The organism is Massilia sp. HP4 (assembly GCF_005222695.1).
Lineage (GTDB): Bacteria > Pseudomonadota > Gammaproteobacteria > Burkholderiales > Burkholderiaceae_D > Telluria.
Window position 1 is genome coordinate 1 of sequence record NZ_STGG01000004.1, and the last position, 12,295, is coordinate 12,295.

The 12,295-nt window shown below is 63.5% G+C and carries 7 protein-coding genes; 1 reads left to right on the forward strand and 6 read right to left on the reverse strand.

What is annotated here, in order from left to right:
• Positions 1–99: 99 nt before the first annotated feature.
• The 6 genes from E8M83_RS00975 to E8M83_RS01000 all read right to left on the reverse strand — a co-directional run bounded on the left by E8M83_RS00975 (position 100) and on the right by E8M83_RS01000 (position 11,476).
• Positions 100–2,259 (reverse strand): M3 family metallopeptidase, encoded by a 2,160-nt coding sequence (locus tag E8M83_RS00975; RefSeq protein ID WP_137171532.1) that lies wholly within the window; start codon positions 2,257–2,259, stop codon positions 100–102.
• Positions 2,260–2,280: 21 nt separating this feature from the next.
• Positions 2,281–4,404 (reverse strand): M3 family metallopeptidase, encoded by a 2,124-nt coding sequence (locus E8M83_RS00980; RefSeq protein ID WP_137171533.1) that lies wholly within the window; start codon positions 4,402–4,404, stop codon positions 2,281–2,283.
• A 90-nt stretch (positions 4,405–4,494) separates the two neighbouring features.
• Entirely contained in the window at positions 4,495–6,642 is a 2,148-nt protein-coding gene (locus tag E8M83_RS00985) for a M3 family metallopeptidase (RefSeq protein ID WP_137171534.1), read from the reverse strand.
• 186 nt (positions 6,643–6,828) lie between these two features.
• The gene (locus E8M83_RS00990) at positions 6,829–7,032 is read right to left on the reverse strand and encodes a SlyX family protein (protein WP_137171535.1); all 204 of its coding nucleotides are present in this window, start codon (positions 7,030–7,032) and stop codon (positions 6,829–6,831) included.
• A gap of 61 nt (positions 7,033–7,093) precedes the next feature.
• Positions 7,094–9,241, reverse strand: a complete 2,148-nt coding sequence (locus E8M83_RS00995; protein WP_137171536.1) for a DUF4214 domain-containing protein — start codon at positions 9,239–9,241, stop codon at positions 7,094–7,096.
• A gap of 165 nt (positions 9,242–9,406) precedes the next feature.
• Positions 9,407–11,476, reverse strand: coding sequence for a UvrD-helicase domain-containing protein (locus E8M83_RS01000; RefSeq protein ID WP_137171537.1), 2,070 nt, complete (start codon positions 11,474–11,476; stop codon positions 9,407–9,409).
• A gap of 214 nt (positions 11,477–11,690) precedes the next feature.
• Here E8M83_RS01000 and E8M83_RS01005 point away from each other — a divergent pair, with 214 nt between their 5' ends.
• Positions 11,691–12,176: an SRPBCC family protein gene (locus E8M83_RS01005; protein WP_137171538.1), complete on the forward strand. Its 486-nt coding sequence runs from the start codon at positions 11,691–11,693 to the stop codon at positions 12,174–12,176.
• The last annotated feature ends 119 nt before the right edge of the window (positions 12,177–12,295 follow it).

The window sequence follows — 12,295 nt, forward strand, 5'->3', positions numbered from 1 at the left end:
CGGCGCAGCCGCCAACCCTACCACCACGACCGTAGGGTTGGCGGCTGCGCCGCCGACGCGGTGATATGCGCCGGTCGCGTTTCACGACCGGCTCCGGCATCACTCACCGGTCAAGCCACGACGCTCCAGCAGCGGCTTGATATCCGCATCCTTGCCGCGGAAGTTGCGGTACATCTGCATCGCATCGAGCGTGCCGCCGCGTGACAGCAGGGTCTTGCGGAAGTGGTCGCCGTTCTTGCGGGTCAGGCCGCCGTTTTCCTTGAACCACTCGACGGTGTCGGCGTCCAGCTTCTCGGCCCACAGGTAGCCGTAGTAGCCGGCCGAATAGCCGCCCGAGAAGGTGTGCGAGAAGTAGGTGCTGCGGTAGCGCGGCGGCACCAGGGCGAAGTCGACGCCGGCTTTCTTGAGCGCCTCGGCCTCGAAGGCCAGCACGTCTTGCGGGATCTGGTTCGGCGCCAGCTGGTGCCAGGCCTGGTCCAGCAGCGCCGCGGCCAGGTACTCGGTGGTGCGGAAGCCTTCGTTGAACTGCGACGACGCCTGCACCTTGTCCAGCAGCTCCTTCGGCATCGGCTCGCCGGTCTGGTAGTGCTTGGCGTAGTTCTCCAGCACTTCAGGCCAGGCCATCCACATCTCGTTCACCTGCGACGGGAACTCGACGTAGTCGCGCGGCACGCGCGAACCGGCGAAGCGCGGGTACTGCACGTTCGAGAACATGCCGTGCAGCGCGTGGCCGAACTCGTGGAAGGTGGTGCGCACTTCGTCGTAGGTCAGCAGCGTCGGCTCGCCGGCGGCCGGCTTGGCCACGTTCAGGTTGTTGGCGATGACGGGTTTCGTGCCCAGCAGCTTGCTCTGCGGGACCCAGGCATTGGCCCAGGCGCCGCCGCGCTTGTTCGAGCGCGCGTACGGGTCGAAGGTGAAGATCGCCAGCTGCTGGCCGTCGACGTCGAACACGTCGAACATGCGCACGTCGTCGTTATAGCCCGGCAGGTCCTTGCGTTCCTTGAAGGTCAGGCCGAATTCCTTGTTGGCGGCGAAGAACACGCCATCGACCAGCACGCGGTTGATCTCGAAGTAAGGGCGCAGCTGGCCGGCGTCGAAGGCGTAGCGCTCGGCGCGCACCTTGTCGCTGTAGAAGGCCCAGTCGTGGGCGGCGGCCTTGAAGCCACCCTTCTCGGCATCGATCACCTTCTGGATGTCGGCCGCTTCCTTCTTCGCGTTGTTGACCGCCGGCGGCGCCAGTTCGGCCAGCAGGCTGTTGACGGCGCCGGTGGTCTTCGCGGTCTGTTCTTCCAGGTTGTAGGCGGCGTGGTTCGGATAGCCCAGCAGCACGGCGCGCTCGGCGCGCAGCTTGGCGATCTGCAGCACGGTCTGGCGGGTATCGAACTCGCCGCCGCGGCTGCCGCGCGCCATCGAGGCCGACAGCAGCTTGGCGCGGGTATCGCGGTTGGTGAGCACCGACAGGGCGGCCTGCTGGGTGGTGTTCACCACCGGGATCACGAACTTGCCGTCCAGGCCGCGCTTTTTACCCTCGGCGGCGGCGGCGTCGATCGCCTTGTCGCTCATGCCGGCCAGCTCTGCGCGGGTGTCGACCACCAGCGCCGAGGCATTGGCTTCCTTCAGCGTGTTCTGGGCGAACTGGGTCTGCAGGGCGGCCAGCTTGCTGTTGTAGTCCTTCAGCTTTTCTTTATCGGCAGCCGACAGCTTGGCGCCGGCGCGCTCGAAGTCGTTGGTGTAGCGGTCCAGCAGGTAGGCCGACTCAGGGTCGAGCTTGAGGCTCTCGCGCTTGTCGTACAGGGTCTTGATGCGCTGGTACAGCTTGCCGTTCAGGCGGATCGCGTCGCTGTGCTGCGACAGCTTCGGCGCCATCTCGCGGCCCAGGGCGATCAGGGTGTCGTTGGTGTAGGAGCCAGACAGGGTGCCGAAGGCGGTGCTCACGCGCGCCAGCATGCGGCCGGCGCGCTCCATCGCGACGATGGTGTTCTCGAAGGTCGGCGCGGCCTTGTTGTTGGCGATTTTTTCGATCTCGGCGGCGTGCTGGCGCATCGCTTCGGCGTAGGCCGGCGCGAAGTGCTCGTTGCGGATCTTGTCCCAGGCCGGGAAGTTGAACGGCAGGGTGCTTTCTTTCGCGAACGGGTTCGATGCGTCGAACCTGGCCAATGCCGCGACGGGCGCGGCCGCCTGGACGGCGGGCGCGGCGTGGGCGATGTTCAGCACGGCCGCGCTCACGGCGGCGGCCAGCAGGAAGTGGGTACGTTTCATATTGTGCTTTTGGTTGTCAAATCAGTTCAATCCGCGGCGCTCGAGCAGCGGCTCGATCACCGGATCGCGGCCCCGGAACGAACGGTACATCTCGACCGCATCCATGGTGCCGCCCTTGGACAGCACCTTCTGGCGGAACACGTCGCCGTTCTTGCGCAGCAGGCCGCCGTTTTCCTTGAACCACTCGCCGGCATCGGCGTCCAGGCGCTCGGCCCACAGGTAGCTGTAGTAGCCGGCCGAGTAGCCGCCGCCCATGGCGTGCGAGAAGTAGGTGCTGCGGTAGCGCGGCGGCACCGGTGCGAAGTCCAGGCCCGCTTCCTTCAAGGCTTGCTTCTCGAAGGCGATCACGTCGGTCGGCATCGCCTTGGAGCCCAGCTGGTGCCATTTCTGGTCCAGCACCGCGGCCGCCAGGTACTCGGTGGTGCGGTAGCCTTCGTTGAAGCGCTGGGCGGCGCGCAGCTTGTCCAGCAGCTCTTTCGGCATCGGCTCGCCGGTCTGGTAGTGCCTGGCGTAGTTGGCCATCACTTCAGGCCAGGCCATCCACATCTCGTAGACCTGCGACGGCAGCTCGACGTAGTCGCGCGGCACGCTGGTGCCCGAGAAGCGCGGATACTTCACCTTCGAGAACCAGCCGTGGGTGGCGTGGCCCAGTTCATGGAAGGTGGTGCGCACTTCGTCCCAGGTCAAGAGGGTCGGCTCGCCGGCGGCCGGCTTGGTCAGGTTCAGGTTGTTGGTGATGACCGGCTTCTGGTCCAGCAGGAAGCTCTGGTTGACCAGGGAACTCATCCAGGCGCCGCCGCGCTTGTTCGAACGCGCATACGGGTCGATCACGAAGATCGCCAGGTGCTCGCCGTTCTCTTCGAACACGTCGTACACGCGCACGTCGGCGTCATAGGTCGGTAGATCGGTGCGCTGCTTGAAGGTGATGCCCCACAGCTGGGTGGCGGCGAAGAAGGCGCCCTTCTCCAGCACGTTGTTGAACTCAAAATACGGCTTGAGCTGGTTGGCGTCGAACGCGTACTTGGCGGCGCGCACCTTGTCGCTGTACATGCTCCAATCCTGGGCGGCCAGTTGGAAGCCACCCTTCTCGGCATCGATCACCTGCTGGATCTCGGCCGCTTCTTTCCTGGCGTTGCGCACGGCCGGTGCGGTCAGGTCGCCCAGCAGCTTGTTGACCGAGGCGGTGTCCTTGGCGGTCTGGTCTTCGAGCGAATAGGCCGCGTAGCTGTCATAGCCCAGCAGCTCGGCGCGCTCGGCGCGCAGCTTGGCCAGTTGCAGCACGACGTTGCGGTTGTCGAATTCGCCGCCGCGGCTGCCGCGGATCATCGAAGTGGTGAGCAGCTTTTCGCGGGTGGCGCGGTTGCTCAGCACCGCCAGCGGCGCCTGCTGGGTGGTGTTCACCACGGGGATCACGAACTTGCCGTCCAGGCCGCGCTTCCTGGCCTCATTGGCGGCCGCTTCGATGGCTTTCTCGGGCAGGCCGGCCAGCTCTTCGCGGGTATCGACCACGAAGGCCGAGGCGTTCACTTCCTTGAGCACGTTCTGGCTGAACTGGGTCTGCAGGGCGGCCAGCTTGGCGTTATAGTCCTTCAGCTTGACCTTGTCGGCATTCGACAGGTTGGCGCCGGAACGCACGAAGTCCTTGTAGTAGCGCTCGAGCAGGAACTTCGATTCAGCGTCCAGGCCCAGTGAATCGCGCTTGTCGTGCAGGGTCTTGATGCGCGCGAACAGCTTCGGGTTCAGGCGGATCGCATCGCCGTGGGCGGCGAATTTTGGGGCCAGGTCCTTGTCCAGCGCCTGCAGGGTGTCATTGGTGTACGAACCGGTCAGGGTGTAGAACACTGCGCGCACGCGCGTCAGCAGGTCGCCCGAACGTTCCATCGCCACGATCGTGTTCTCGAACGTCGGCGCAGCCTTGTTGTCGGCGATCTTCACGATCTCGGCGGCCTGCTGGCGCATGCCTTCGGCGAAGGCCGGTGCGAAGTGCTCGTTCTTGATCTTGTCGAAGGCCGGGTAGCCGTATTGCAGGGTGCTCGGCTTGGCGAACGGGTTCGATGCGGCCAGGGCTGCTTCGGCTGGCTGGGCGAAGGAGAAGGTGGCCATGGCGACGCTGGCTGCGATCAGCAGCAGTTGTGGACGGTTCATTGTGTCTCTTGTGCGTTGTGGGAAAAGGTACTGCAAATAGCACGCCGCCCCCGCTCGCTGCTCGTGACAGCGAACGAGGGCGGAGCGATATCAATTACCGGAAGACTTGGACTCAACCAAGCCGCGCCGCTCGAGCAGCGGTCCGATTTCCGGATCGCGGCCGCGGAAGTCGCGGAACAGGTCCATTGCTTCCGCGGTGCCGCCGCGCGACAGCAAGGTCTTGCGGAAGTGGTCGCCGTTCTTGCGGGTCAGGCCGCCGCTCTCGGTGAACCACTTGACGGTCTCGGCGTCCAGGCGCTCGCTCCACAGGTAGGCGTAGTAGCCGGCCGAATAGCCGCCACCCATCGAGTGCGAGAAGTAACCGGTGCGGTAGCGCGGCGGCACCGGCGGATAGGCCACGCCGGCATCCTGCAGCGCCTTGGCTTCGAACGACAGCACGTCGGTCGGTACTTGCGCAGGGGTCAGCTGGTGCCAGCGCTGGTCGAGCAGCGCGGCGGCCAGGTATTCGGTGGTGCGGTAGCCCTGGGCGAATTTCTTCGATGCGACGACCTTATCGAGCAAATCCTTCGGCATCGGCGCGCCGGTCTGGTGGTGCTTGGCGTAATTGGCCAGCACTTCCGGGTACGTCACCCACATCTCGTTGACCTGCGACGGATACTCGACGAAGTCGCGCGGCACATTGGTGCCCGAGAATTTCGGATACTTCACGTCCGAGAACATGCCGTGCAGCGCGTGGCCGAACTCGTGGAAAGTGGTGACCACTTCGTCGTAGGTCAGCAGGGTCGGTTCGCCGCTAGGGGGTTTCGGGATGTTCAGGTGGTTGCCGATCACCGGCTTGTGGCCCAGCAGGTGCGACTGCGACACGTACTCGTTCATCCAGGCGCCGCCCTGCTTGTTGCCGCGGGCGTAGGGGTCGAAGATGAAGATCGCCAGCGGCTTGCCGTCGACGTCGAAGATGTCGTACACCGTCACGTCCGGGTTGTAGACCGGCAGGTCCTTGCGCTGCTTGAAGGTGATGCCGAACTCCTTGGTGGCGGCGAAGAACACGCCGTCGACCAGCACGCGGTTCAATTCAAAATAGGGGCGCAGCTGGCTCTCGTCGAAGTTGAAGGTCGCGGCGCGCACCTTATCCTGGTACATCGGCCAGTCCCAGGCCGCGACCTGGTATTTTCCGCCTTCCTTGTCGATGACCTTCTGGATCTCGGCTGCTTCTTTCTTGGCGTTGTTGACGGCCGGCGCGGCCAGGTCGCCCAGCAGCTTGTTGACGGCGGCAGGGTTGCGCGCGGTTTCCAGTTCCTGCGAATAGGCCGCATAGTTCGGGTAGCCCAGCAGCACGGCGCGTTCGGCGCGCAGCTTGGCCAGGCGCAGCACCTGCTTGGTGGTGTCGAACTGGCCGCCATGGGTGCCGCGCTCGAGCGACGCCTTCATCAGGCGCTCGCGGGTAGCGCGGTTGGTGAGCACCGACAGGGCCGGCTGGCTCGAGGTGTTCACGATCGGGATCGCGAATTTGCCCTTCTGGCCGCGCTTGGCCGCTTCATCGGCGGCGGCGCTGATCTGCGCATCGCTCATGCCGGCCAGTTCGGCGCGGGTGTTTACGATCAGGGCCGCGGCATTGGCGCCTTTCAGCACGCGCTGCTGGAAGTCCGACTGCAGCGAGGCAATCTCGCCATTGAATTTCTTCAGCTTGGCCTGGTCGGCTGGCGACAGGTTGGCGCCGGCGCGCACGAATTCCTTGTAGTAGCGCTCGAGCAGGTGGACCGACTCGGCATCAAGGCCCAGCGACGCGCGCTTGTCGTGCAGCGCTTTCACGCGCGCGAACAGCTTCGCATTCAGGTGGATCGCGTCGGAGTGGGCAGCCAGCTTGGGCGACATCTCGCGATCGACCGCGTCCAGCGTATCGTTGGTATTGGCGCCCTGCAGGTTCGAGAAGGTCGCATACACGCGCGCCAGCAGCTGGCCGGAACGCTCCAGCGCCACGATGGTGTTCTCGAAAGTAGGTGCGGCCTTGTCGTTGGCAATGGCCTCGACTTCGCGCAGCTCTTCGCGCATGCCGGCATTGAAGGCGGGCAGGAAGTGCGCGTCCTTGATCTTGTCGAAGGCCGGGTAGTTCAGCGGCAGGCTGCTGGGTTTGGCGAAGGGATTGGAGGCGTCGAGGACGGCAGCGGCGGGGGCGGCAATTGCGCTTGCATGCGCCAGCGCCACGCTGGCTGCGATGATGAGCAGATGTGGACGGTTCATGGGGTCTTTCGCGAACTTGGGAAGGCGCCGTCGGGCTAACCCAACAGCAGTGCGCTAAAGATCATAGCAGGCTTGCATGTCCACGGTAACAATTAAAAAGTAGCGCAATGTATCAGGCAACAGCGCCCGTATTGACGGGCGTAAAGACACATATGCATGACCTGGCCAGCCATGCGGCGCGGGTGTTCAATAGTGGGGTGGGCGCTCGTTGAGGGGCGCCTGGCCGGCGTCGCGCAGGGTGCGCACATGGTCGGCCAGCTTGTTGACCATCGCCTCGAGCCCGTCGATGCGGCGCTCCTGGCGGTAGATGGTCTTGTTCAGCTCGTCCACCAGGTCTTCCTGCTGGGCGAGCTTGATTTCGAGATTGATGAAACGGTCTTCGTGGTCCACGGGCGGCTTCCTGCGCAAAACAGGCATTATGCCAGTCTTGCGCAGGCAGCTTGACTGCCGGTCAGGTATAGAGAGGCGGGTACTCGATGCCGTTGACGATGCTGCCGATGACATTGGCCTGGTTTTCCGGGCTTTCCGAGAACATGGTGAGGACTTCGTCGCGGTTGGTGACGCCCGAATTCAGGTTGCCGACCCAGAAATCGTAGCCGCCGCCTTCCGGAGCACGGTCCAGCACGTGCTCGTACAGCTTGGTCACGAACTGCTCGTTGCTGGTATTGGCATACAGGTCGATGTATTCCTTGTTCTGCGAGAAGTAATTGGCGATTTGCATCATCGAATCGCCCACGTCGGTCCGGGCAAGCCAGAATGCCAGCCCACCGACATCCGGCACGCGGTCGAATGCGGCCTGGTACAGGCGGTAGATCTGTCCAGCACTGCCATTGATGTCCAGCGCCACCATGGTGTCGTCGAACCTGATGCGCTCGACGTTAATCAGGTTATCGACGGCGCCCGCGCTGTCGCGCACCGTGAAGCCGTAGACGCCGCGCTCGAGCACGAAGTTGTCGCTCACACCGCTGTAGATTGCGGTGTCGAGGCCTGCTCCGCCCTGGATGGCGGCGCTGCCCGGCGCCATGGCGAAGGTGTCGTTGCCGGCGGTGCCGGTCTGGTTCAGGGTGTTATTGATGGCCAGGGTCACCGACTGCGTCGCGCTGGTCGCATTGTCGGCCCTGTCGACCGAAGACACGGTCACCTGGTAGTTGCCGTTCGGCAGCGGCGCCGAGTTCAGCTGCCATTGGCCATTGGGGCCGACCACGGCGCGCCCGATCTCGATCCAGTCGCCCGCCTTGATGATCTGGATCGTGGTGCCGGCCTCGCCGGTGCCCGCGAACACCGGCTGGTTGCCGCCCGAGATCAGGTTTGCCGTCACGGTCGGCGCCACAGGCGCCGTCGCGTCGACGTTGAACACGATCGGCGCGCTCAGCGACGATACATTGCCGGCAGCGTCGGTGGCCGATGCGGTGGCGCTATAGCCCATGCGATCGGCTAGCGGTGCATTCTCGGGCGGACGCGCGGTCCACAAACCATTGGCGTCGGCCACGGCGCTGGCGACCAGTTGCTGGCCAATATAGACCTTAACGGTCGAGTTCGCTTCAGCGGCGCCGGTGAAGACGGGCCGGTTGCCGGACGTATAACCGGCGGCATTCTGGGTCACAGAGATCACGGGCGCCGCCGGCGCGGCGGTATCCGAGGTCACGATGTTTGCCCGCTCCACGCTCATGTCGGCGAACTGCAGCACGTCCACCTGGTTCAGTGTCGTCACGCTATTGACGCCAGTGACCGCCAACTCGCCATTGGCCAGGCTATCGAAGCGGTATTCCGCATACCGGCCGCCAAAGATCGCCGTGTCCCGGCCCAATCCACCATAGATCATGTCGTTTCCTCCATTACCTTGAAAAATGTCATCAAAGTCGGCCCCCATCAGGGTTTCCGACTTGGCAGTGCCGGTGAGGTAACGTGCTCCGCTGCCATTCATGCCGAGCGCGCCGCGCAGGCCGTCGCCCCCATAAAGCCAGTTCAGCGCCGCGATGTCGTAGGGCTGGAACGTGCTGTAGGGGCCACCGGCGCCGGTGTACGACATGATGGTGTTGGCGGTATTGTCTTCATTCCCTGGCAACGCGACTTCGCCGGCCCCTGCCTCGAACGGATGCTTCAGGCCGATCGCGTGGCCCAGCTCATGCAGCAGGGTTTCATAGCCCTGGGTGCCGGGCGTCAGGTTGCTGGTGATGTGGTTCCAGTTGGCATTGTCCAGGTACACATAGGCATTGGCTGTATATTCGCTCAACGTGCCATTCGGGAATGAGCGATAGCTGGCCTGCCAGCTGCACAAGCCCGTCGTGTACTGGCCCTCGAGATCCATCTTGGCCAGGTGGATCTGCGCTGCCGTCCCGGATCCCGTCTCGCGAAATTCGATGCCCGTCACCTGCTGCAAATAAGTAAAGGCGGTGCGCGCCGCCATCTGCTGGGCGTCGCTGAACATTTGCTGGCCGCTCTTGCCGGTTTCATTGCCCGACGCCGTCGAAAAGGTGTAATACAGGACGTTGGCGTTGGAATTGCTGAGGAAATTCCAGTCGGGCCCCTTGTCCAGCAGGGTGTCGATGTGGTTCAGCCCGGAGAACGGGGTCGTGGTGATGTCGGTAACGGTGGCCATGGATCGGGTAGAAGACGTTGCACGTTGCGACACGGCAAATACCGTGGAAATTTCGCTATCAAAAAGCTCGCATCCGGGCAAGTATTTCTTGCCCGACAGTTGAAGTCAAATGCGATTTCAATCGTGCGCAGGTCTTGCCGATCCATCAAGGCTTGCGCGCAACGTTTATTCGGGCACCGGCCTGGGTGTCGCCAGCAATGCTTTTAGGTTCGCCAACCGTTCCTTCGGACTCAGGATCTCGCTCTCCATCGGCGCCGCCTCGCCGACGTCCAGCGCCATCTCCTTGATGAAGCGCGACGGGTCGCAATTGACGAGTTCGCCGGCGCGCTTCCTGCGCTTGCACCAGCTCACGTGCAGGGTGCGCTGGGCGCGGGTGATGCCCACGTACATCAGGCGCCGCTCTTCCTGGATGCGCGCCGCGATCGTTTCGATCGACGCATCCGGATCGCCCTTGTGCGGCAGGATGCCCTCTTCCACCCCGACCAGGTAGACGTGCGGATACTCCAGGCCCTTGGAGGCGTGCAGGGTCGACATGCGCACCGCATCCTGTTCCTCGTCCGAGCCCTCGAGCATCGACATCAGGGCCACCATCTGGGTCAGTTCCAGCAGGTTCTTTTCTTCGCCATCGCGGTCTTTTCCGCCACGGCCGCGGTCTTTCAGCCAGTTATTGAACTCGAGCACGTTCTGCCACTTGGCCTGGGCCGCGCGGTCGTCGAAGTTCTCGTACAAATAGTGCTCGTAGTTCATCTCCTTCATCATGTCATCGAGCACCTCGGCCGCGTGGTCGCCGCTGCCCGACGGGCCGGGACGGGTCGCGCGGTCTTCGAGCTCGGCGATGAAGTGGCAGAAATCGCGCAGCGGGCCCAGCTGGCGCTCGGCCAGTTTCGCCTCGATGCCACCCTTGCGCGCCGCCTCGAACAGCGAGCAGTTCCACTGCTTGGAAAACTCGCCCAGCACTTCCAGCGTGGCCATGCCGACCCCGCGCTTGGGCGTCGTCACGGCGCGGATGAAGGCCGGGTCGTCGTCCTGGTTGGCGATCAGGCGCAGGTAGGCAATGATGTCCTTGATCTCGGCCTTGTCAAAAAAGCTCTGGCCGCCCGACATCGTGTACGGGATGCGCTCCTTGCGCAGCGCCTGCTCGATCACGCGTGCCTGGTGGTTGCCGCGATACAAGATCGCGTAGTCCGACCAGTGGTTCTTGCGCTGGAAGTGTTCGCTCGAAATCATGATCGCGACCTGGTCGGCTTCCTGGTCGTCGTTCTGCATGCCCAGCACCTTGATCGGCTCGCCCAGGCCGTGCTCGGACCACAGCGACTTCTCGAACAGCTTGGGATTGTTGCCGATCACGGCGTTGGCCGCCTGCAAGATGCGGGTGGTGGAGCGGTAATTCTGCTCGAGCTTGATCACCTTCAGGTCGGGGAAGTCGTCGCCCAGCGTCTTGAGGTTTTCGACCGAGGCGCCGCGCCAGGCATAGATCGCCTGGTCGTCGTCGCCGACCGCCGTGAACATCGGCTTCTTGCCCAGGCCCGTCACCAGGAGCTTGACCAGCTCGTACTGGCAGGTATTGGTGTCCTGGTACTCGTCCATCAACAGATAGCGCAGGCGCCGCTGCCAGCGGTCGCGGATCGGTTCGTTGTTGCGGAACAGTTCCACCGGCAGGCGGATCAAGTCGTCGAAGTCGACCGCCTGGTAAGCCTGCAGGGTCGCCACATAGCTGCGATAGACGCGGCCGGCCATGGCCTCGTCCTCGTCGCGCGCTTGCTTGATCGCGTCTTCCGGATCGACCAGGCCGTTCTTCCACAGCGAGATCGTATTTTGGATACCGCGGATTTCCTGCTTATCCGTGCTCATCGCCAGGTCGGACACGATGGTGTAGCAATCGTCGCTGTCCATGATCGAGAACTTGTCCTTCAGGCCGACTCCAGCCGCTTCCTGGCGCAGGATCTTGACACCCAGCGAGTGGAAGGTGGACACGGTCAATTGCTTGGCCTGCTTGGGCTGCTTGAGCAGCTTGGCGATCCGCTCCTGCATCTCGAGCGCCGCCTTATTGGTGAAGGTCAGGGCGGCAATGGTGCGCGGATCGTAGCCACAGTGCTCGATCATGTAGGCGATTTTTTGCGTGATCACGCGCGTCTTGCCCGAGCCGGCGCCGGCCAGCACCAGGCAAGGGCCGTCGAGATATAGCGCGGCTTCGCTCTGCGGCCCGTTGAGGCCGAATCTTGGTGCGTTGGACATGGGAATTATTTCTGGAGGGACAGGCAGCGATTGTAACAATCTGGCGGGCCGAGCGGAGACAAACAGGCTGGTCGCGTCGCCTGCACGACCGGAATGCAACAGCGCGGCCCTTGACCTTTCGGGTGGCAGGGGGCGGGCGTGGCGGCGCGCAATCGGTTACCATGCGTCCTTTGCGACACCATATGTTGCAGCCTATTTTTCCGGACATTTGCCCATGAAATTCGAACATCTCGTCGAAATCAACGATCCGATGAACCCGCTGATCGACACCCTCAGCCGAGAACAGGTGTGGCACGGCCTCGTGCTGCGCGCCGAGCAGCCGAAGATGTTCATCCCGCACCTGGACGAATGCGAGATCGTGGAGCGCGAAGCCGGCAAGTTCGGGCGCCGCCTGACCTTCGGCGAGCTGGTCATCGAAGACCAGGTATTCCTGACCCCGCTGCACGAAGTGCGCTACGAGGTGCCGGCCCAGGGAGAAATCGCAGCCTCGAGCCTGCGCATGATCATCGAGGCGCCGACCAATGCCATGCTGCTGATCCGCTTCTGCTACGACGACGGCACCGGCGAGCACGTCGACCCGGCCAATGCCATGTACGACGAGTTCAAGAAGTCAGCCTATGAAGAAGCCGACCTCGACACGGTACGCATCCTGCGCCAGCTGGCCGGCGAAGGCAAGCTGAACGATACGCTGCTTAATTAAGGAAGCGCTGATTTATTCTGGCGGATGGGATTGGCGACGGAAAAAGGCGCCCGGCAAGGCGTAAACCGCAGCCATACCGCGTGGTATGGCGAGGATTTACAACGCAGCAGGGCGCTTTT

Bases quoted from the DNA above. Each gene is read 5' to 3' on its own strand.
- E8M83_RS00975 (WP_137171532.1), bottom strand. From the start codon at position 2,259: ATGAAACGTACCCACTTCCTGCTGGCCGCCGCCGTGAGCGCGGCCGTG.
- E8M83_RS00980 (WP_137171533.1), bottom strand. From the start codon at position 4,404: ATGAACCGTCCACAACTGCTGCTGATCGCAGCCAGCGTCGCCATGGCC.
- E8M83_RS00985 (WP_137171534.1), bottom strand. From the start codon at position 6,642: ATGAACCGTCCACATCTGCTCATCATCGCAGCCAGCGTGGCGCTGGCG.
- E8M83_RS00995 (WP_137171536.1), bottom strand. From the start codon at position 9,241: ATGGCCACCGTTACCGACATCACCACGACCCCGTTCTCCGGGCTGAAC.
- E8M83_RS01000 (WP_137171537.1), bottom strand. From the start codon at position 11,476: ATGTCCAACGCACCAAGATTCGGCCTCAACGGGCCGCAGAGCGAAGCC.
- E8M83_RS01005 (WP_137171538.1), top strand. From the start codon at position 11,691: ATGAAATTCGAACATCTCGTCGAAATCAACGATCCGATGAACCCGCTG.